Source organism: Pseudoalteromonas sp. GCY (assembly GCF_016695175.1).
Lineage (GTDB): Bacteria > Pseudomonadota > Gammaproteobacteria > Enterobacterales > Alteromonadaceae > Pseudoalteromonas.
This window is the reverse complement of record NZ_CP068023.1, coordinates 3,882,501-3,903,471: the sequence shown is the minus strand read 5'-3', so window position 1 is coordinate 3,903,471 and position 20,971 is coordinate 3,882,501. Positions and strand designations below refer to the sequence as shown.

Here is a 20,971-nt window from a genome sequence, read left to right as displayed (position 1 = left end):
ATAGAGGGTAGAGCAGCAAACGTTGGAAAATAGGTGTTGGCGATAAAGTTGACGGATCGTTAAGTCATCTCACCAACACCAGATCGTTGATGTGAATACACGTTCTGAAAAATGCTTAAAACTTTTTGAAAGTGAATTCACTGCTGTTAGGACTAAAACTTTTTATTAAAAACAGTAGTAACCCGAATCCCAGGTTAGTCTGTTAATGTCAATTTGCTGGGATCATCGGTTGCAATGTATAGCCCTTTAAAAGTCGTTTCTCCATACTCGTTTGTTTGTTTGCTCTGAAATGAATAGTTTTTATCGAACTCAGACATATTGCTGAGCACATCAGTATTGCTATCAGAACCGACCACAAGTTCTAACATACAAACTCTTGCTGCACATTTGAATGTTTCATCTAGTATATGAACTGCTTCTAACCGTGTTTGTATAAAAGTTTGAAGTTTCGCTTCACGGTTATTTGCTAAATCTGAGTACTCGACAAGGCTCATCTGTTTGAGTATTTCATTGGTATCAGCCCTAAAGAAAGATTCTAAGCGAGACCGATAAAGACTTTCTTGCTGTGTGTTATTATTGATAAATTGCCCATTGAAACTGACGAGACTTAGTGGTTGGGCAGCGCGTTCCGTGATATTTTCTTGAACTACTGCTTCTGTTTGTGTAGCTGAATCAAGGGGATCATTTTTAATCTTATTTTCTTGAGTACTAGAGACTGCTATTTTTGTGCTGGATTCACTTGGTGAATAGTTTAGGCTGGGTGCTATTTCAGTATTTTGGCTAATTGACGTCATGGGGGAGTTTGTCTCAGAGCTCAAGACATAAACACCTGCACTGATAGCAATAGCAAGAGACAATACTAAGGTTAATTTTACTTTCATCATAATCCTTATATGCCATATAGCAGCGCTATATGGGATAGTTTTAGTCTATATTCATTGGAGGATTTAAAACACACTGAATTTGGCCACCACCTGAACACGAGAAGCTGATAGAGCCATGATCAACTGTCATGACCCTGACTTGCAATGACACGACATTGCAAGTGCACTATGGGCAAACGTTAATGCGAGAGTCACAAAAGCGGTAGCTATTAATGATTTCATTTAATTAATATCCTTTTTCCTAAAACGGGGTCTGAATGTTATCGCTTGTTTTTTTAAGTGTAAACTTTTTGTTTGCTTCACTGCTGAACAGCTTATTCGCGCTTCACTTATCTTAAGTCTTTATTAGGTGTGGTTAGAATTTAGTTCAATCGAGCAAAAGGATTAAGATCCTGTTTTGATTTATAAAACAAGCTGCTGACTACTGAGGGAGACGGTGAAAGCCTTGCTTGGAAACTTTTGAATTACTAATAATATAAAGTATAAAAAAGGGCCTTTCGGCCCTACGTGTTGCAGCAAGTAAAAAATAAGGTGATGCGGCTGTCACAGGACCGCTCACCTTTGGTCATCACAGATTAAAATCTAATCCATAACTTACATATGCTTTAATATCGTCGCTACTGTCTAGGTCGGTTTTTACTAATCCGAAGGTAAAACCTTGCGTAGATAAACTCACTCCGTAATCCATATAAGCGTCGTCTTCTCCTGTCCACTCAAGCACTGTGTCTCCGCTGGAGCGACCAATGTGTAGAGTTAATTCACTATCTTTAAAAATGGGGAAGCTGGCCGACACTTCGGCATATAGCATGTCTTCTTCTGTGGTTGAGTCGCTTTGCGCTGTAGCTAGGTGGCTGAGTTTAAACGTAAAGTATTGCCAGCCAAGCGCGGCGTAAATCTCGCCAAAATCAATATCTCCACTGGCATCGGGATAGGCGTAGTGAATATAACCGAAATCAAAACTCATGCCCTTGATTTCGCCAGCGTAACCTGCGTACAGATCCATTTCGTAACTGGCGGAGTCGCCAAAGTCGATGTTAGAGACCCAAGTGCCTGCATAAAACCCTGACTCATTGCTATAATCCAAGCCGCCAGACACCGCTGCGCCGTCATCAGTTTGGGTGATACCACGCCAGTAATAATTTGAGCTTGCCGCAATATTCGCTGTCACTTCCGCCTGAGCAGAGACACAAAAGCACGCAGTCAGGCCGCCGAGTAGCATAAGCAAAGGTTTGTTTTTCATTCTGTTTTCCCCATTGAACGCAGAGTTATTATTCGGTTGTTGTCATTGCATTTTCTGCAAAGAGTAAGTGCAAGGGGGAGGCCAATGTCAGGAAATGGCGGAGAATTTATTCTATGTTATTAAAAATATTGGAATTTAATTTCTGAGTTTCGAAAGTAGGACAGAGTGATTTGCATAAATGTTGCACATGGCTGGTGCAAAGAACCATAGCTTGCACAGTATTAATGCAAGCTATGGATTGCGCTAGCCGTTATTGAAGTTTAGGTTAGTTATCCAAAGATGGTGCGCATTAGGCTGATGGTTTCATCAACACTGCGGCCTTTTTCCACTTCAGCGACTATCGAGTCACGTTTGGCGCGAATATGCTCTGGAATAGACTCATCCGCGAGTGCGCGGTCGACTAACACTTCTGCTGACTCTTTACCGCGGCGTACTGCTTTTTTGCCACCACTGGTGCCGCTGCGCTGAGGTTTATGCAGTAGCTTAAAGTAATTGGAGTTAGTGGCGGTGTCTTTATCCGCGTAATAAAACAGGCATGGTAGCAGCGCTTTAATTTCAGCAAGTTGCGTTTCAAACTCATCCACAGGAGCAGCCATCGTATACCATGGCATTGCTTTAATGGTGCTGACGACATCGGTCCAGTAACGCTCAAAATCGCGATTGTTAAGTTTAGCAACACCAAGCGCTTGGCACAAAGCGTCAAGTTTGCTCGAGGTTATTGGCGTGAACACATCAGGGCGACGCATTGCTAATAGGCGAGTAGCTGGTGCAAGCGTTGGCTTCTCCTCGCTGCCAGCAAAGGCACTTAAATACCCGACCATAAATGATTGGTAATGCTCGAGCGTCACGTCACCTTCTGCCGGGATTGCGGCTAACGCTTCATCAAAAGCACCCGGAAGGTCGTCTAATAACTGGTGAAAGCCTTTTGCACTTTTGGTGGAGGCAAACCACTCTACGTCAAACTGATACACGCTGGTATCTAAATTTGCAGCATGCTTACCGCTAAAGGCAAGGCGGTCCTCTTTGATCATGTCTTTAAGTGGAGTGCTGCGCATTGGTTTAAGGTATTCAATCAGTTTTAATTGCTCATCTAGTGCAATCACTTCTTTGTGACTGGCAATAAATGCGGCCACCATAGGCCAAGGCGCAATGCGTAACGTTTTGAGTTGTAAAAAGCTAATCGCTGCGATGAGCAGATCTTGTAGCTTTTTCACTGTGGGTAATTGATGGTCATCCAGTAAATCAAAATTGATACGATTTTTCGCCACATCAAGCAGTTCATAACACCAACCAAGAAAATCTTCAGGGTGATTTTCCACTTTAACCGCCATCAGATTAAGGCTGATCTCCGTGGCCTGTTTGAGGATATTTTGATAAATCTGACTTTCTTGTTCGCCCAAGGCCATGTTTGACGGTGATATGAGCAGTTTCTTCATGCGGGTTAGATACTCCAAGTTTGATTAATAAACCAACCAGTAAAATATAGCTAATGACGCTAAAAACTGGCAAGGGCGAGGATCATACCGATTAGTCAAAAGGTTGCAATCGCTCAGTACAAATTATTTGCCTTTATTCATGGTATATTCGACTACAGCCGTTATCATAAAGAGAACCAAGCCTTACGAAGGAAAAGCAATGAACCGGCTAGTTAAAATCGTAGGCGCCATTGTCGCGCTTATTATTATTCTTGTTATCGCAGCCCCGTTTTTAATCCCCAAACAGGCAATTATTGACCAAGTCACGTCACAGGTTGAGTCAGTGACAGGTAGAAAACTGTCGATCGATGGCGACTCTGACATCGGTATTTTCCCAACGCTGCACATTGAGCTAAACCAAGTGCGATTTGCCAACATGGCAACGGGCAGTCGCCCAGATATGTTTGCCATGGAGCAACTTGCCGTGCATATTCCGTGGTTAAGTGCGCTGTCTGGTGAAGCTAAGCTTGAGCGCTTTGTGATCAATAATCCTAAAATTATTCTAGAAACCGACAAACAAGGTAATGCTAACTGGCAGTTGCTACCCACCAGTGCAGAAAGCGCGCCAACGGCGCAAACCAGTTCACAAGGTAATATGCAGTTACCACAAGGCTTAGATGTTAGCCTTGGCGAAGTGGCGATTTATGGTGGCTCGGTGACTTACCTTGATGGTGTGACAGGCGCTGAATATCAGGTAACTGATTTAGACATTAGCGTGATGCTATCGTCACTGTACCAACCACTAGAAGTCGACGGTAAGCTGACTTTTCAAGGTCAAACTTTTAACCTAGTTACTACACTCGATAATCCAGCAAAGGCGGTAGAAGGTGAAACCTTTAATGTTGAACAACAAGTAAAATCAGTGCTGTTCAACCTTGACTATAAAGGTGAAATTGCAGAGCAAGGTAAAACCATTCGCGGTCAATTAGCCTTGACTGGCGACTCGGTAAAAGCGCTAGCTAAGTGGCAGGGGGTTGACCTAAAAGCCAAAGAAAATGCGTTCAACGACTTTGGCCTAAACGCTAAAATGACGATGCAAGGGCAAGTCTTTAATCTCAATGCCTTAGAAGCGACCTTGGACGAATTGGTAATAAAAGGTCAAAGCAAAGTCACCCTCTCAGGTAAGCCTGATATTACCGCGAGCGTTGACCTTGGCATGTTAGATCTTAACCCTTATTTGCCAGAACCTGTGGAAAAACCACAAACGCAACCTGAGTCAGAAGGCGCACCAGCACAGCCTATCGTGTGGGATGACACTGCAATTGATTTGTCAGCACTTAATAGCCTCAATGCGAATGTGAAGATCACCTCTACAGGGCTACGTGCGAGAGAAATTAAGCTTGGCGAAAACCAAATCAGCTTAGTACTTAACTCAGGTAAGGCGACACTGAGCCTAGATAAATTCCAAGCCTATGAAGGTCAGGGTAAAGGTAAGGTTGTTGTAAATACAGCAGCAAAACCTTATGCCATCAGTACTGACTTTGCGTTAACGGCAATTAATGCTGAGCCTCTACTGACCGATGCCATTGGCTTTGACAAAGTATTGGGTAAAGGTAGTCTTAATTGGGCGTTAAACACACAAGGTGTCAGTCAAAAGCAATTTGTGAATGCCCTTGGTGGTAAATTAGGTTTTGAGTTCAAAGATGGTGGCGTAAAAGGCGCAAACCTTGCTGAGATGATCCGTAAAGGCAAAGAGATGCTCAAAGGCGATTTCTCTTCGGTATCGCAAGGACTCAATGCCAATTTCGACCCAGATCAAAAAACCGACTTCTCAGCCATGACTGGCACCTTTGTCTTTACCAAAGGCGTAGGTCAAAATGATGACTTCTCGTTGGCAAGCCCGTTACTACGAGTGACAGGTAAGGGCACCGTTGATTTACCACAAACTTTAGTTGATTACCGTGTGGTGACTGGAATTGTTGATACCATTGAAGGGCAAGCCAGCAGCGATGACAGTACCGGTTTTAAAATTCCAGTGCGGATCAAAGGTCCATTCCACAAAGTTGAAACTAACCTAGACCTAAAAGAAGCGGCAAAAGACAAAGCCAAAGACAAGGTTAAGGATAAGGTAAAAGACAAACTTAAAGGTTTGTTTGGTGGATAGATCTCTATGACGCTTCAATAATCAGCTCATCTGTTTGTTTTAAATCCATTTCAGCTTAACAAGGGCTTGCCGATGGTAGCCCTTGTTCTATATTCATCGCGAGTTAATTATCTATATGCGGTTATAGTGAGCTTATGACTGGCTTATGCCTATAAGTTGTAATCTACAGCAATAGTATTACTGCTATTCATGTGCTTAAATGGATGCGGATAGCTCTACAAACAAAGGAAGGATAAAATAATGAGTACACCTACTTATTTACTCGAATACATGGTGACCCCAAAAGCTGAGGGAAACTGGATATATGACGATAAGCCAGTTAAACTTAAATTAGCTCAGGGTGAAAGCGCTGTTCTAACCTATAAGCTCGTTACCGATGAAGCTGGCTGGAGCTTTGCTGAAAACGGTACTTACTTTATCGAGGCGCAAGATAACTTCAATTATAACCTTACAAGCACATTAAAAGATGAGTTAACGGTTGAGGTTAAGATTGAGGCATTGAATGTTGCGAATACGCTAAGTGAAAATGATATCAAAGGGCTTTCAGCTAACCCCGGTGCGAGGGTTGTTACACTAGTGAGGAATAACAGCTCAAATATTGAGTTCAGACTTGTTGCTCAAAATGATTCTGCAAATGGTGCCGTGCGCTATTTTTCTCAAGATCCAAGGGTGATTATTGACAACCCAGATGGTCCAGGTTAATTCGTAATTTGCACTTGGCACAGATAGGTAAAGTGTTCTGTGCCAATTCTTAATTCAAGTGATGGTGAGTGACATAGTGTCTTGAACCATGACAGGCGATAAAAAGACGGGCTCCAGCCTAAATCAATGCTTTTTTTCAGTGAAGCCATCGCAGAATACTTTTCTTCTATCAGCGTTTGAATTAACGATTTTACGTAAAAAGCCTCAGCTGAATCGGGATACTCTGCCAAATATTCATCAATTGCTATTAATGCCTCTTGGTTCCGACCTAGGTGTGCCAAAGCTTGAATGCGCACGACTTCAACTTGGCTTGCTGGAGCACTGGCTAAAATTTGCAGATACACTTCACTGGCTTTCGCCTTCTCACCCATTAGGGAGTAAATGTCTGCATAGTTAAGTAAGATTTCTACATTGCTGGGCGCCAACTGAGTGGCTCTTTCAGCAAATGCGAGTGCCCGTTCTAAATCACCTAAGAGCATCAATACAATGGCATAATTATTAAAGGTAGCCGTACTTGTATATGAGCGATTAACTAGAGCTTAGTAGAGTTTGTTTGCTTCATATTGGGCAAGGCTGTATTGCGGATGACTTTTATAGTACTTCTCATCGAGTTGAGCCTGCTGATTATGGTTTCGGCTTTGGTGAATCACTGTAGTCGCTTTGCTTGCTGTAACCTATTGTAATGGCATTGGTGCAGCTGATGTGCTTATATTAAGTGCGAATAGCTCTGCAAACAAACGAAGGATATTAAAGATGACGCAACAGTCGCTCAGTTATATAGTTACTCCTGGTTTTTTACCACCTGTAGAACACTCTGAAGAGGCGGCGAAAACTGCCCCTTGGAAAATCACTAACCTTCAACACGAGGATGTAGAAGAAGTTGTTATAGACGTTTCTGAGTTATCAGGAAAGTCGGTTAACTTATATTATGAACTTGACTCTGGAAGCTTTGATAGCGGTTGGCAATTCGGTGATAACGGTACGCTATTTGTTAATGCACAAGACAACTTTAACTATCAAGTGAGCAGCATTGTTGCCAACGATGGTCGTAGTATGATTGTAAGTATCAGTAGCATTGAATCGTCTAAAACGATTCTAGAAGGCGCTGCTCAGGAAATGGCGGGTCACTTAGACTCTGGGTTTGCAATCCCTTTGCAGTCTAACAATAACTTTAAGGTTGCTTATCGACTCATAGCAAAACATAAGAATGATTCACAAATGCGTTATTTTTCTCAAGATCCAGTTATTGTAATCGAAGACGTTGATCCACCTTCTTGATTTAAGTTTTTTGGCATAGATAGGAATAGTTTAGCTGACCTATCTGTGCTGCTAAATCTGGTTGGTTACAAAGTGGTTTGAACCACGCTAGTCTATAAAATACGGCACTCCAGCCTAAATTTAAACTACGTTGTAATGAAGAAATAGCAGAATAGGTTTCGTGCAATAAAGTTTGTATCAACGCCTTAACATAGTAGGCTTCCGCTGAATTTGGCTCTAACGCAATTTGCTGTTCTACCAGTAATAATGCTTCTTGAAAATTCCCCAAATGTGCCAGTGCTTGTGCTTTTACCAATTTTGTGACTTTTGAGTTGTCTAGAGTAAGCACCCGTAAATAAACCTCTTCCGCTTTTTGCTGTTGGTTAGTTAAAGTTAGTAAATCAGCATGATTTATCAAAAACTCAGCTTTGCTAGGCGCATGTTCAACGGCTTGTGATGTATATTCTAATGCGGAGATAAGCTCTCCTTTTAGCATTAAAACAACGGAGTAATTGTTCAGGGTAGCCGTATTGATTTTTTCGTTTTCTATTAGCTTTTTATACGCTGTACTGGCTTCGTCGAGTTTGCCCAAAAATGAATAAATATCCGCAATTGTTTTGAGTGTTTTAAAATCATTGGGTGCATATTGTTGTGCTTTTTCGAGGTAGCTGAGTGCTTGTTCGTAGCGACCCAAGCGTATGTTTAGAAAAGCGGCATTTCTTGTGATACTTAAAGTTGGTCTTAGCTTGAATGCATTAGTGGTATGTATTAATGCCGCTTCGTAGTCGCCTTGTAAATCCAAATAAAAGCTGAGAAGCCCTTGTTTTTCGAACTCATCTAATGAAGAACTGTGGATAGTTTCTAATACTTTTTTGGCTTCTCGATTATTTTGAGAGTATTGATAAAGTTGCAAAAGATGCGTTTGGTAAAGTGGCGTATTTCTAAGCTTTTCGGGAGCAGATTCAAGCACTTCACTCAGCGAATGTAAGATTAAATTGTCTGAGCTATTTTTGAACGCGTTGATGGCAGTCTTTGTATATATCGAATAAAGCGGAAGAAAGTCGGGAGAGATTCGGATTAATGACTCTATTTTTTTAATCGTTGTACGATTTTCAATATTAACAGACTGTGCTTCACGATAGAGCTCTGCGTATTGGTTCAAAAAGTTTCTGTCAGTCAATTCAGGTGCAGATTCTTCTTTTGATAATGAGTATAAGGAGGATAATGTGACATTAAAAACATCGCCGTAACTTTCACTAGAAGTGACATTTCGAACACTATTGGTTAACGTAGCATTGGCTCCATTGATGGTGCTTAACTCAATGTCACAGCTGTTCACATCACAGACTAACTGGGATGATATTAGAATATCAGCATTCAAAGCTGCGCCGATTTCTTTTAAAGGCGCGGTATCACCGAGTAGCTTTTGTGTTTGGCTTATTTCGCTATTAGCAATCAATACGTGACTAGAATCGTCGAGAAAGTACTGCTTTATTGCATCTTGGATAGCCAATTCAATAATTTGTTTGTGAGCATTCAATATTTGCGTGCTTTCACTGAATTCTACTGGTAGCGCTGCAATATAGATCTTGGGTTTGGTTTCCTGCCAATACCAGTACCCACCAACGGCTAAGCACACTAAAAAGGTGAAAAGTGCTGCAATACCTAATTGCTTTTTACGTGCTTTGGCTTTCTCTCTGGCTCTATCTCGTAGCTCTATTTGTTCAAGTGACAGTGTCGCTTCGCTATTATCGTAGCTAAAGGCGTGTAAAATTTGCTTTAGCTGCTGACTGACTTCATTAGCGCTACTTGGGCGAGCGTTTTTGTCGTATTGCAGTAAACGGTCAATGAGCTGTGCAAGTGCAGGGGGAATATCTAAAATACGTTTAGCACTGGCTTTTAACGGCTGAAACTTGATCTGTTCAGCAATAGACTTGTCACTGCCATCGTCAGCTTGTTCGAAATAAGGATGATGTCCTGCTAACAGTTGATAAGCAATTATTCCAAATGAGAATAAGTCACTGCGACTGTCTAGCGTCTCATCACGAAGTTGCTCTGGTGACATTGCTGTGAGGCTACCGTAACTGGTATGTGGGCGAGAGGCTTGGTTGTCTTCTAATTGTGAAATGCCAAAATCGGCTATCTTGGCTATGCTCTGTTCATTAACCAGTATATTGCCAGGTTTTAAGTCTAAGTGAAGAATGTTCTGGCCATGGGCTGAGGCTAGGCCATCGGCAATATGGCTCAGTAGCTCGACTTTTTGCTCGGTATTTAATACGTGTGTTTTAGTGTAGTGCTGTAGAGTCGCACCTTGTACATATTCCATTTCCAAAGCCATTTGGCCATCGCTTTCAAAGACATCATAAATTTGTACTATGTTTGGATGGTTAAAACGCGCTAACAGGCGGGCTTCGTTGAGTGCATCTGATTGCGTGTGCTGAGTTAGTGATATCACCTTTACCGCAACTCGGCGGCCTAGTTTTTTGTCGGTCGCAAGGTACACTTTGCTCATTCCGCCTTCGGCGAGCAAGATCACGTCCTGATAGTATTCTTCTAACTTCAACACAGCGCTGTCTTTCTCTTTAATTATTGGGGTTAGTGTATCGCTAAAAATATTAAATTAGTACCATTTGCGTTGGACTTAGTCGCAAATAACAAGTTGAAAATTTAACACTTTGTCATACTCAAGGCCTCATATAGGTTATAAGGATAAATAACAATAAGGAAAAGCAAATGGCAAAGTTATCTTCTAATTTAGTTTCTCACTTCAGTTTGGCTGCCATGATGGTAAGCGCTCTGCTCGTGAATACGTCTAGTATAGCGGCTGATAGCAACCAAGCCTTTAGTTACCCCAATAACGCTCGTAACGCAATAAGCCTTACGTTTGATGATGCAAGGCCAAGCCAAGTTGAGGTGGGAGTGCCGCTACTCAATCGCCACAAGGTGAAAGGCACATTTTATGTTATGCCACCACAGGTGAAGGAAAAGCTCGCATTGTGGCAAGCCGCGGTGAAGCAGGGGCACGAAATAGGCAATCACACCAGTGAACACTTATGTACGGGTAACTTTGCTTGGCTAAGGGAAAAGGATAAAGGACTCGAACAGGTTGATTTGGCTTACATAGAACGCGATGTAGTAAGCACCACAAAATATATTGAAAAGCATTTAGGCGTAACACCCAGAAGCTTCGCATATCCTTGCGGTAATACCTTTGTTGGTCGCGGCGCTGAAGTAAAAAGTTATGTGCCGGTGATTGCGAAGCATTTTGACAGTGGCCGCACGTGGTTAGATGAAACCGCTAACCACCCAACTTATACTGACTTTGCGCAGCTCACAGGAGTGAGAATGGACGGTGTTAGCTTTGAAGAACTAAAAGGGCTACTGGAGCACCTTAGGGCAAATAACAGTTGGATAATTCTTGCTGGACATGAGGTGGGCGAAAAAGGCATGTACACCGTTGATACCAAAATGTTAGACGAGCTTATACCTTACTTACAGGACCCCAAAAATGGTTATTGGTTAGACACCGTAAGCAATGTGGGTGATTACATCAAAAGTAAAAGAGAGCCGTAGGTCGAGATTTATCTCGACTTCTCACAGGACCCTAAAAATGGCTATTGGTTAGACACCGTAAGCTGTGTGGGTGATTACATCAAAAGTAAAAGAGAGCCGTAGGTCGAGATTTATCTCGACTTCACGGTTTCTAAAATTCTCTCGTCGCTCTATATGGTTGCTTGCTCAAAGCTTGAGCTTGTTTGTGAGAAAAGGATGAAAAATACTTGTTCACAGCCTACTAAGCGATATGCCTAAACAATAATCGAAATAAAATTTCCGCTGTAAACTTTGTTTAATATTTGCGCAAGTGGTTGAATTCTCGATTGCTTGCCGCCATATCCCCAAACTGTAATCGGTACGTCATGTTAACGCGTTAAATTAATTAAAAATTGAACTATCTTTGATGCGACATTGCTGATACAATTGCCCGCCCTTGAAAGACATAATCACAGTTTTTTGAGTGGAATTTAACCTAAATGCCTTGATTTTGAACGAAATCTAGGCGAGTTGTAACTACACCGGAGGTCATTAAGATGATCCAAATGCAAACTCAGCTGGACGTTGCTGATAACAGCGGCGCTCGCAAAGTGCAGTGTATAAAAGTCCTTGGTGGTTCGCACCGTCGCTACGCAGCGGTTGGCGACATCATTAAAGTTTCTGTTAAAGAAGCGATTCCTCGCGGCAAAGTGAAGAAAGGTGATGTTAAAAACGCAGTAGTAGTGCGTACTAAAAAAGGCGTACGTCGTCCAGACGGCTCTTTAATCCGTTTCGATAGCAATGCGGCTGTTATCTTAAATGATAACTTACAGCCTATTGGTACTCGTATCTTCGGCCCTGTGACTCGTGAACTTCGTACTGAAAAGTTCATGAAGATCGTTTCACTAGCACCAGAAGTACTATAAGGAGTCGATCATGGCAGCAAAAATCCGTCGTGATGACGAAGTAATCGTACTAGCCGGTAAAGACAAAGGTAAGCGCGGTAAAGTGCTTTCAGTTGTTACTGAAACTGGCCGAGTATTTGTTGAAGGCGTTAACATCATCAAGAAACACCAGAAGCCTGTACCACAACTACAGCAAGCTGGCGGTGTTGTTGAGAAAGAAGCGTCAGTCGACGTATCAAACGTAGCGATTTTCAATGCCGAAACTGGCAAAGCGGATCGTGTAGGTTTTAGATTTGAAGACGGTAAAAAAGTCCGTTTCTTCAAGTCTACCGGTAAAACTATTTAATAGTTGGAGTAGACGATGGCGAAACTGCATGAAGTGTACAAAGACAAAGTGGTAAAAGAGCTTCAAGAGAAGTTCGGTTACAGCTCTGTCATGCAAGTCCCTCAGATCGAAAAGATCACACTTAACATGGGTGTGGGCGAAGCCCTAGCTGACAAGAAAATTCTAGAAAACGCAGTAGCAGACCTAGAATCAATCTCTGGTCAGAAGCCTCTAGTGACTAAAGCACGCAAATCAGTTGCTGGCTTTAAGATCCGTGAAGGTTACCCAATTGGCTGTAAAGTAACCCTACGCGGCGAGCGTATGTGGGATTTCCTAGAGCGTTTAGTCTCTATCGCGATGCCACGTATTCGTGACTTCCGCGGTGTTAGCGCAAAGTCTTTTGACGGTCGCGGTAACTACTCTATGGGCGTACGTGAACAAATCATCTTCCCAGAAATCGATTATGATAAAGTAGACCGCGTTCGCGGTATGGATATCACAATCACTACTTCTGCGAAAACAGATGACGAAGGCCGTGCGTTGTTAGAAGCGTTCAACTTCCCATTCAAAAAGTAAGGGTAGGGTTATGGCAAAGAATTCAATGAAAGCACGTGACGTAAAACGTGCTAAATTAGTTACTCAGTATGCTGAAAAGCGTGCTGCGTTAAAAGCTATCATCAGCGATGTTAATGCATCTGATGATGAGCGTTGGGATGCAGTGTTAAAGCTACAGTCTTTACCACGCGATTCTAGCCCTTCACGTCAACGTAATCGTTGTAACATCACGGGCCGCCCTCATGGTTACCTTCGCAAGTTCGGCTTAAGCCGTATTAAAGTTCGCGAAGCAGCGATGCGCGGTGAAATTCCTGGCCTTAAAAAGGCTAGCTGGTAATAGAATCACGGGAGTAAGACATGAGCTTGCAAGATCCAATTGCGGATTTGTTCACACGTATCCGTAACGGTCAGTCTGCGAAGAAGGTATCTGTTTCAATGCCAACTTCAAAGCTGAAAGTAGCTGTAGCTAAGGTACTTAAAGACGAAGGTTATATCACTGACTTCGCAGTATCTGGTGACGTAAAAGCAGAATTGACTATCGAACTTAAGTACTTCGAAGGCAAAGCTGTAATCGAAAACATCCAGCGTGTTAGCCGCCCTGGTCTACGTATCTATAAGAGACGTGACGAATTACCTAAGGTAATGGGTGGTCTAGGTATCGCTATCGTATCAACTTCTAAAGGCCTGATGACAGACCGCGCTGCGCGTACCGCTGGCGTTGGTGGTGAAATCATTGGCTTTGTAGCTTAATCGGAGGGGAACTATGTCTCGTATAGCGAAGGCTCCAATCAATGTTCCTGCCGGTGTTGAAGTTACAATTAACGGCCAGGACATCAAAGTTAAAGGCAAGAACGGTGAATTAACTCGCACAATCAACGATGCGGTTGAAGTTTCACTAAACGACAACGTTATCACTACAGCTCCTCGTGAAGTTGCTAATGCTTGGGCTCAAGCTGGTACTGCACGTGCGCTAATCAACAACATGATTGTTGGTGTTAACGATGGTTATGAGAAGAAACTACAGCTAGTAGGTGTTGGTTACCGTGCGGCAGTTAAGGGTAATTCATTAGATTTAACCCTTGGCTTTTCTCACCCAGTGAACTTCGAGATCCCAACAGGTATCACTATCGAAGCTCCAAGCCAGACTGAAATTGTTGTTAAAGGCGCAGACAAGCAGTTAGTTGGTCAAACAGCTGCTAACATCCGCTCATACCGTGAACCAGAGCCTTATAAAGGTAAAGGTGTACGTTACGCTGATGAGCACGTGCGTCGTAAAGAGGCTAAGAAGAAGTAAGGTAAGACGATGGATAAGAAAACAGCTCGTCTACGTCGTGCTAAGCGCACTCGTAGAAATATTATCGAACAAGGCACAACACGTCTTGTTATCCACCGCACGCCACGTCACATTTACGCTCAAGTAATTAATGCTGAGGGTAATGTACTGGCTGCTGCTTCTACTGTTGAAAAAGCAATTGTTGAAACAGTTAAAGGCACAGGCAACATCGAAGCGGCTCAAGCAGTTGGTAAAGCAATCGCTGAGCGCGTAGCTGACAAAGGCGTTGAAAAAATCGCTTTTGATCGCAGTGGCTTTAAATATCACGGCCGTGTGAAGGCGCTAGCTGATGCTGCGCGCGAAGCCGGTCTGCAATTCTAGGAGTAGACAATGGCTAACGTAGAAGCAAAAGCACAACAGCCTGAATTGGCTGAAAAGCTAATCGCGGTAAACCGTGTGTCTAAAGTGGTTAAAGGTGGTCGTATCTTTAGCTTCACTGCACTAACAGTAGTTGGTGATGGCGCTGGTAAAGTAGGTTTTGGTTATGGTAAAGCACGTGAAGTTCCTGCTGCTATTCAAAAAGCAATGGAAAAAGCACGTCGTAACATGATCACTGTTGAACTTAAAGGTAATACGCTACAGCACCCAATCAAGGGTCGCCACGCGGGTTCTAAAGTTTACATGCAGCCTGCATCTGAAGGTACAGGTATCATTGCAGGTGGTGCGATGCGTGCAGTACTAGAAGTAACTGGCGTACAGAACGTACTATCTAAAGCATACGGTTCAACTAACCCGATCAACATCGTTCGCGCAACTATCGCAGCACTAGAGAATATGAATTCTCCAGAAGGTATTGCTGCGAAGCGTGGTCTTAGCGTTGACGAAATCTTGGGGTAAGACACCATGGCAAACACAGTAAAAGTAACTCAAGTACGTAGCTCAATCGGTCGTTTACCGAAGCATAAAGCTACATTACGTGGCCTTGGTTTACGTCGTATCAACCACACTGTTGAGCTAGAAGATACGCCAGCAGTTCGCGGTATGATCAACCAAGTTTCTTACATGGTTAAGGTTGAGGGGTAATTCGATGAACTTGAATACACTTTCACCTGCTGCAGGTTCAAAAACAGCTGGTAAGCGTCTTGGCCGTGGTATCGGTTCTGGTCTTGGTAAGACTGGTGGCCGTGGTCACAAAGGTCAAAAGTCACGCTCTGGCGGTAAAGTACGCGTTGGTTTCGAAGGCGGTCAAATGCCTATGCAACGTCGTCTACCTAAGTTTGGTTTCACTTCACGCAAGTCTCTTGTGTCTAAAGAAGTGAATCTATTCGAAATCGCTAAAGTTGAAGGCGATGTGGTAGATCTAAACGCGTTACAGGCAGCTGGTATCGTTAAAAAGAACATCCAGTTCGTAAAAGTTGTAAAATCTGGCGAAGTTTCACGCGCTGTTACTGTTAAAGGCATGAAAGTGTCTAAAGGTGCACGCGAAGCTATCGAAGCTGCCGGAGGCAAGGTAGAAGACTAAGGAAGTACGCTATGGCTAAACCAGGTCAAGATATGCAAAGTGCACAAAGTGGGCTTGCGGAACTGAAGCGCCGATTACTATTCGTATTGGGTGCTATCATTATTTACCGTCTGGGCTCTTTTGTGCCAATCCCTGGGATTGACGCCGCTGTACTTGCCGAATTCTTCGAGCAACAAAAGGGCACCATTGTTGAGATGTTCAACATGTTCAGCGGTGGTGCGCTTGAGCGTGCATCGGTATTGGCGCTAGGTATTATGCCGTACATCTCGGCTTCGATTATTATGCAGCTATTAACGCACATACATCCTGCGATGATAGAGCTTAAGAAAGAAGGTGAGCAAGGGCGTAAGAAAATCAGCCAGTATACGCGTTATGGTACGCTTGTGCTTGCTACATTCCAATCGATAGGTATCGCTACTGGTCTACCTAACATGATGGAAGGCCTAGTTGTGAATCCAGGCTTCGGCTTTTATTTCACAGCTGTAGTGAGCTTAGTCACAGGAACTATGTTCCTTATGTGGTTGGGCGAACAAATCACTGAGCGTGGTATCGGTAACGGTATCTCAGTTCTAATATTTGTTGGTATTGTAGCTAACCTGCCGTCTGCAATTGGTTCGACAGCAGAAATGGCGCGCCAAGGTGATCTGCATATTTTAGCATTGTTATTGATTGCGGTAATCGTATTCGCCGTAACTTACCTAGTTGTGTTCTTCGAGCGTGGTCAACGTCGTATCGTTGTAAACTATGCGAAGCGTCAACAAGGTCGTCAGGTATTTGCTGCTCAAAGCACGCACTTACCACTAAAAGTTAACATGGCGGGTGTTATTCCACCAATCTTTGCTAGCAGTATCATTTTGTTCCCTGGTACAATAGCAAGCTGGTTTGGCCAAGGTGAAGGTCCGGTCGCTGATGTGCTACAAGCTATCTCAGCAGTATTGACTCCAGGTCAACCACTGTATGCGATGGTATTAGCTGCGGCTATTATCTTCTTCTGCTTCTTCTACACTGCGTTGGTGTTTAACCCGCGTGAGACAGCAGATAACCTGAAAAAATCTGGCGCTTTTATTCCAGGCATTCGTCCAGGTGAGCAGACATCTAAATACATTGATAAAGTGATGACACGCCTGACATTGGCAGGTGCTTTGTATATAACCTTTATCTGTCTGGTGCCCGAGTTTATGACTATGGCATGGCAAACGCCATTCTACTTCGGCGGTACATCGATTCTGATTATCGTTGTTGTCATCATGGACTTTATGGCACAAGTACAGACTCATATGATGTCACATCAATATGATTCTGTGCTGAAAAAAGCGAACCTTAAAGGCTACGGCCGTTAAGGTCAGTTTACGGAGTTGAGTAATGAAAGTACGTGCTTCCGTTAAGAAAATTTGCCGTAACTGCAAAGTAATCAAGCGTGCAGGTGTTGTACGTGTGATCTGCAGTGAGCCAAAGCACAAGCAAAGGCAAGGCTAAGCAAATTAAGTCGTGCAGGCTGAGTAACTTTACTTAGCCTGTTTCTTTGGTAAAACTTGAATGTCGGTTGGGTATCCTATACGGGCTTTCCAGCAAGATGATAATCAAGTTTATTTATAGGAGATATGTTAGTGGCCCGTATCGCAGGCATTAACGTTCCTGATCATAAGCATGCTGTTATCGGTTTAACAAGCATCTATGGTGTAGGTAAAACTCGCGCTAAGGCGATCTTAGCTGCGACAGGTATCGCTGAAACTACTAAAATCGGCGAGTTAAATGACGAAACACTTGACATCCTTCGTGAAGAAGTTGGCAAGTACACTGTTGAAGGTGATCTTCGTCGTGAAGTTACACTAAACATCAAGCGTCTTATGGACCTTGGTTGTTTCCGTGGCTTACGTCACCGTCGTTCGCTACCACTACGTGGTCAGCGTACTAAGACTAACGCGCGTACTCGTAAGGGTCCTCGCAAGCCTATCAAGAAATAAGGTGGGGTAAGTTATGGCAAAAGCACCAATTCGTCGTAAAAAGGTCAAAAAGCAGGTTGTTGACGGCATGGCTCACGTTCATGCATCTTTCAACAACACGATTGTGACCATCACTGACCGTCAAGGCAATGCTCTTTCTTGGGCGACTGCAGGTGGTTCAGGTTTCCGTGGTTCTCGTAAGTCTACTCCATTCGCTGCACAGGTTGCTGCGGAGCGTGCAGGTGTTGCTGCACAAGAGTACGGTCTTAAGAACCTAGAAGTATTCATCAAAGGTCCAGGTCCAGGCCGTGAGTCTGCTGTTCGTGCATTGAATGCTGCTGGTTACCGTATCACTAACATCACTGACGTGACGCCAATTCCACACAATGGTTGTCGTCCACCGAAGAAACGTCGCGTATAACAATAGGTTAGGAGAAAGAACATGGCAAGATATTTGGGCCCTAAGCTCAAGCTGAGTCGTCGTGAAGGTACTGACCTGTTCCTTAAAAGCGGCGTAAGAGCAATTGACTCTAAGTGTAAACTAGAAACAGCACCTGGTCAGCACGGCGCACGTAAAGGTCGTCTATCTGATTACGGTTTACAGCTACGTGAAAAGCAAAAAGTTCGTCGTATCTACGGTGTACTAGAAAAGCAATTCCGTAACTACTACAAAGAAGCTGCTCGCCTTAAAGGTAACACAGGTGAAAACTTGTTACAGCTTCTAGAGCAACGTCTAGACAATGTTGTATATCGCATGGGTTTTGCAAGCACACGTGCTGAAGCACGTCAGCTAGTAAGCCACAAAGCGGTTATGGTTAATGGTCGTGTTGTTAATATCCCTTCTTTCGTAGTTACTCCTGAAGATGTAGTAGTAATTCGCGAGAAGTCTAAAAAGCAAGCGCGTATCATCGCTGCTCTAGAGTTGGCTGAGCAACGTGAAAAGCCAACTTGGATTGAAGTTGACGGTAAGAAAATGGAAGGCACTTTCAAGCGTCTACCAGAGCGTTCTGATCTGTCTGCGGACATTAACGAACAACTAATCGTCGAACTTTACTCGAAGTAAAGTTAAGAGTTAAGAGAGGATAAAATGCAGGGTTCTGTAACCGAATTCCTAAAACCAAGATTAGTCGATATCGACGCTGTAAGCTCAACGCGTTCTAAAGTAGTTTTAGAGCCTCTAGAGCGTGGTTTTGGCCACACACTAGGTAATGCTCTACGTCGTATACTTCTTTCATCTATGCCTGGTTGTGCTGTGACAGAAGTTGAAATTGACGGCGTATTGCACGAGTACAGCGCGAAAGAAGGCGTACAAGAAGACATCATTGAAATTCTGTTAAACCTTAAAGGTCTAGCGGTATCTCTAGAAGGTAAAGATGAAGTTTTCCTTACCCTGACTAAGTCTGGTGTAGGCCCTGTGACTGCGGCTGATATCCAGCACGACGGAGATGTGACTATCGCCAACCCTGAGCATGTCATTTGTCACTTAACTGCTGACAATAGCGAAATCAGCATGCGCATTCGTGTTGAGCGTGGTCGCGGTTATGTACCGGCGTCTAGTCGTTTATCCTCTGATGACGATGAGCGCCCAATCGGCCGTTTGTTGCTAGATGCATCATTCAGCCCGGTTGAGCGTATTGCGTACTCGGTTGAGTCAGCTCGTGTTGAGCAGCGTACAGACTTAGATAAACTAATCATCGATATGGAAACGAACGGCACTTTAGATCCTGAAGAAGCGATCCGCCGTGCGTCAACTATCCTTGCTGAGCAGTTAGATGCATTCGTAGACCTACGTGATGTTTCTGAGCCAGAAGAGAAAGAAGAGAAGCCGGAGTTCGATCCGATTCTACTTCGTCCAGTTGATGACTTAGAACTAACTGTACGTTCTGCAAACTGTCTGAAAGCCGAGCAAATTCAATATATCGGTGACTTAGTACAGCGTACTGAAGTTGAGCTTCTGAAAACACCAAACCTTGGTAAGAAGTCTCTAACTGAAATTAAAGACGTGCTAGCTTCACGTGGTCTATCTCTAGGTATGCGCCTAGAAAACTGGCCGCCTGCAAGTCTAGCTGAGTAATCTAAGTTACTATATTAGTTTAGTTAGAAGGATAGGGTCATGCGCCATCGTAAGAGTGGTCGTCAATTAAACCGTAACAGCAGCCATCGCAAAGCGATGTTTAGCAACATGGCTGGTTCTTTGGTGAAGCACGAAATCATCAAAACTACTTTGCCTAAAGCAAAAGAGCTGCGCCGTGTAATTGAACCTTTAATCACACTGGCTAAGACTGACAGCGTAGCAAACCGTCGTTTAGCGTTTGCTCGCACGCGTGATAAAGAAGTAGTTGGTAAATTGTTCACTGAGATCGGTCCTCGTTTCGCGGATCGTCCAGGTGGTTACACTCGTATTCTTAAGTGTGGCTTCCGTGCAGGTGACAACGCGCCAATGGCTTACATTGAACTACTAGATCGCCCAGCGACTGAAGAAGTTCAAGAAGACGCGCAGTCTGCAGAGTAATTAGTCTTATTAAAGACACAAAAAAAGCCGAGCATAGCTCGGCTTTTTCTTTTTCATAACCCGCACAGTACAACCTCTAGTCTTAGATTTAAACCACAGCTTATTTTCGTAAATATGCAGATGAACATAAGCAAATAGACCCACACCATAATACTCAAACTCTACAAAATTAACCTCTCATCAAGCATTATCTAAGTTCAAGCTTTTGATTGGATATATTTAAGCGCGCAGATTAGCTAAAACTTGGTGAATAAACTTCTCTGGTTACGAGGGTCTCTTAGTTAACGATTATGGTGAGTGTAGATGAGCCAATCACGTAAACATCTAAGGAGAACCAGTACTACGATACTGTAACTATATAGAGGTGCTAGCGTCAGATAATGCGTTAACTGTATAAAGCTGCCATAAAATGACATTATGAAGGTCCATTTAATCATCATTTAGTGCGGTTTATGGACGTTTCGCTTCATTTTTGCCCGAACAAACGTTTTTTCGCAATTTTCTTTAAAAAAGGGGTTGCACTAAAATCGGATCGCCCTATAATGCGACCCCACTGACACGGGGCGCTACGCTGAAAAGCAAAGCAGCAACGAGTTGGCGTCAAGTAAAACTTAAATTAGAAGCTTCTTCTAAAGAAATTCAAAATTAAGTGTTGACAAAAAATCGGGAATGCTTAGAATGCACATCCCTCGAAACAGCGAAATGTTTCGAAACGTTCTTTAAAAATATGAAGCAATCATCTG

At 43.3% G+C, this 20,971-nt stretch carries 26 protein-coding genes; 21 read left to right on the top strand and 5 right to left on the bottom strand.

Features of this window, described 5'->3' with window-relative positions; all coding sequences use genetic code 11:
- Positions 1-194 precede the first annotated feature (194 nt).
- The 3 genes from JJQ94_RS23020 to JJQ94_RS23010 form a co-directional block, all read right to left on the bottom strand.
- The gene (locus JJQ94_RS23020) at positions 195-884 is read right to left on the bottom strand and encodes a hypothetical protein (RefSeq protein ID WP_236596536.1); all 690 of its coding nucleotides are present in this window, start codon (positions 882-884) and stop codon (positions 195-197) included.
- A gap of 568 nt (positions 885-1,452) precedes the next feature.
- Positions 1,453-2,124, bottom strand: a complete 672-nt coding sequence (locus tag JJQ94_RS23015; protein ID WP_010378243.1) for a TorF family putative porin — start codon at positions 2,122-2,124, stop codon at positions 1,453-1,455.
- A gap of 269 nt (positions 2,125-2,393) precedes the next feature.
- A complete protein-coding gene (locus tag JJQ94_RS23010; RefSeq protein WP_172439957.1) occupies positions 2,394-3,560 on the bottom strand; it encodes a hypothetical protein in 1,167 nt (388 codons plus the stop codon).
- A gap of 199 nt (positions 3,561-3,759) precedes the next feature.
- Between JJQ94_RS23010 and JJQ94_RS23005 the strand changes: the two genes are divergently transcribed.
- Both JJQ94_RS23005 and JJQ94_RS23000 read left to right on the top strand, forming a co-directional pair.
- Complete coding sequence (locus tag JJQ94_RS23005; RefSeq protein WP_099030963.1) at positions 3,760-5,703, top strand: AsmA family protein; 1,944 nt, start codon at positions 3,760-3,762, stop codon at positions 5,701-5,703.
- 240 nt (positions 5,704-5,943) lie between these two features.
- On the top strand, positions 5,944-6,405 hold the full coding sequence (locus JJQ94_RS23000) for a hypothetical protein (RefSeq protein WP_099030964.1): 462 nt from the start codon (positions 5,944-5,946) through the stop codon (positions 6,403-6,405).
- On the opposite strand, the gene JJQ94_RS22995 is transcribed toward JJQ94_RS23000, so the two are convergent.
- The gene (locus JJQ94_RS22995; protein WP_236596535.1) at positions 6,402-6,884 is read right to left on the bottom strand and encodes a tetratricopeptide repeat protein; all 483 of its coding nucleotides are present in this window, start codon (positions 6,882-6,884) and stop codon (positions 6,402-6,404) included. The two genes, JJQ94_RS23000 and JJQ94_RS22995, sit on opposite strands and share 4 nt — an antisense overlap.
- 274 nt (positions 6,885-7,158) lie before the next feature.
- On the opposite strand from JJQ94_RS22995, the gene JJQ94_RS22990 reads away from it, so the two are divergent.
- Positions 7,159-7,683, top strand: coding sequence for a hypothetical protein (locus tag JJQ94_RS22990; RefSeq protein ID WP_099030965.1), 525 nt, complete (start codon positions 7,159-7,161; stop codon positions 7,681-7,683).
- A gap of 1 nt (position 7,684) precedes the next feature.
- Here JJQ94_RS22990 and JJQ94_RS22985 read toward each other — a convergent pair whose 3' ends face one another.
- On the bottom strand, positions 7,685-10,228 hold the full coding sequence (locus tag JJQ94_RS22985; RefSeq protein ID WP_099030966.1) for a serine/threonine-protein kinase: 2,544 nt from the start codon (positions 10,226-10,228) through the stop codon (positions 7,685-7,687).
- 167 nt (positions 10,229-10,395) lie between these two features.
- Here JJQ94_RS22985 and JJQ94_RS22980 point away from each other — a divergent pair, with 167 nt between their 5' ends.
- The 18 genes from JJQ94_RS22980 to rplQ all read left to right on the top strand — a co-directional run bounded on the left by JJQ94_RS22980 (position 10,396) and on the right by rplQ (position 20,228).
- The gene (locus tag JJQ94_RS22980; RefSeq protein ID WP_099030967.1) at positions 10,396-11,235 is read left to right on the top strand and encodes a polysaccharide deacetylase family protein; all 840 of its coding nucleotides are present in this window, start codon (positions 10,396-10,398) and stop codon (positions 11,233-11,235) included.
- A 515-nt stretch (positions 11,236-11,750) separates the two neighbouring features.
- A complete protein-coding gene (gene rplN / locus JJQ94_RS22975) occupies positions 11,751-12,119 on the top strand; it encodes a 50S ribosomal protein L14 (protein ID WP_010378257.1) in 369 nt (122 codons plus the stop codon).
- A 10-nt stretch (positions 12,120-12,129) separates the two neighbouring features.
- A complete protein-coding gene (gene rplX, locus JJQ94_RS22970) occupies positions 12,130-12,444 on the top strand; it encodes a 50S ribosomal protein L24 (protein WP_010378260.1) in 315 nt (104 codons plus the stop codon).
- A 15-nt stretch (positions 12,445-12,459) separates the two neighbouring features.
- Positions 12,460-12,999, top strand: a complete 540-nt coding sequence (gene rplE / locus JJQ94_RS22965; RefSeq protein WP_010378262.1) for a 50S ribosomal protein L5 — start codon at positions 12,460-12,462, stop codon at positions 12,997-12,999.
- Positions 13,000-13,009: 10 nt separating this feature from the next.
- Positions 13,010-13,315, top strand: a complete 306-nt coding sequence (gene rpsN, locus JJQ94_RS22960; protein ID WP_010378264.1) for a 30S ribosomal protein S14 — start codon at positions 13,010-13,012, stop codon at positions 13,313-13,315.
- 20 nt (positions 13,316-13,335) lie between these two features.
- The gene (rpsH, locus tag JJQ94_RS22955) at positions 13,336-13,728 is read left to right on the top strand and encodes a 30S ribosomal protein S8 (protein WP_010378266.1); all 393 of its coding nucleotides are present in this window, start codon (positions 13,336-13,338) and stop codon (positions 13,726-13,728) included.
- A gap of 13 nt (positions 13,729-13,741) precedes the next feature.
- Entirely contained in the window at positions 13,742-14,272 is a 531-nt protein-coding gene (gene rplF / locus JJQ94_RS22950) for a 50S ribosomal protein L6 (protein WP_010378268.1), read from the top strand.
- A 9-nt stretch (positions 14,273-14,281) separates the two neighbouring features.
- The gene (gene rplR / locus JJQ94_RS22945; protein WP_010378271.1) at positions 14,282-14,632 is read left to right on the top strand and encodes a 50S ribosomal protein L18; all 351 of its coding nucleotides are present in this window, start codon (positions 14,282-14,284) and stop codon (positions 14,630-14,632) included.
- Between the two features lie 9 nt (positions 14,633-14,641).
- Positions 14,642-15,148, top strand: a complete 507-nt coding sequence (gene rpsE, locus JJQ94_RS22940) for a 30S ribosomal protein S5 (RefSeq protein ID WP_010606806.1) — start codon at positions 14,642-14,644, stop codon at positions 15,146-15,148.
- 6 nt (positions 15,149-15,154) lie between these two features.
- Positions 15,155-15,334 (top strand): 50S ribosomal protein L30, encoded by a 180-nt coding sequence (rpmD, locus tag JJQ94_RS22935; protein WP_010378276.1) that lies wholly within the window; start codon positions 15,155-15,157, stop codon positions 15,332-15,334.
- Between the two features lie 4 nt (positions 15,335-15,338).
- Complete coding sequence (gene rplO / locus JJQ94_RS22930) at positions 15,339-15,773, top strand: 50S ribosomal protein L15 (RefSeq protein ID WP_010378278.1); 435 nt, start codon at positions 15,339-15,341, stop codon at positions 15,771-15,773.
- An 11-nt stretch (positions 15,774-15,784) separates the two neighbouring features.
- Entirely contained in the window at positions 15,785-17,113 is a 1,329-nt protein-coding gene (gene secY, locus JJQ94_RS22925) for a preprotein translocase subunit SecY (protein ID WP_010606805.1), read from the top strand.
- A 22-nt stretch (positions 17,114-17,135) separates the two neighbouring features.
- Positions 17,136-17,249, top strand: a complete 114-nt coding sequence (gene rpmJ / locus JJQ94_RS22920; RefSeq protein WP_002959476.1) for a 50S ribosomal protein L36 — start codon at positions 17,136-17,138, stop codon at positions 17,247-17,249.
- 131 nt (positions 17,250-17,380) lie between these two features.
- Positions 17,381-17,737: a 30S ribosomal protein S13 gene (rpsM, locus tag JJQ94_RS22915; RefSeq protein WP_010378282.1), complete on the top strand. Its 357-nt coding sequence runs from the start codon at positions 17,381-17,383 to the stop codon at positions 17,735-17,737.
- Between the two features lie 13 nt (positions 17,738-17,750).
- A complete protein-coding gene (gene rpsK, locus JJQ94_RS22910; RefSeq protein WP_010378285.1) occupies positions 17,751-18,137 on the top strand; it encodes a 30S ribosomal protein S11 in 387 nt (128 codons plus the stop codon).
- 21 nt (positions 18,138-18,158) lie between these two features.
- On the top strand, positions 18,159-18,779 hold the full coding sequence (rpsD, locus tag JJQ94_RS22905; protein WP_010378286.1) for a 30S ribosomal protein S4: 621 nt from the start codon (positions 18,159-18,161) through the stop codon (positions 18,777-18,779).
- Between the two features lie 24 nt (positions 18,780-18,803).
- Complete coding sequence (locus JJQ94_RS22900) at positions 18,804-19,790, top strand: DNA-directed RNA polymerase subunit alpha (RefSeq protein ID WP_010378288.1); 987 nt, start codon at positions 18,804-18,806, stop codon at positions 19,788-19,790.
- 39 nt (positions 19,791-19,829) lie between these two features.
- Entirely contained in the window at positions 19,830-20,228 is a 399-nt protein-coding gene (gene rplQ / locus JJQ94_RS22895) for a 50S ribosomal protein L17 (RefSeq protein ID WP_010378290.1), read from the top strand.
- Positions 20,229-20,971: the final 743 nt, after the last annotated feature.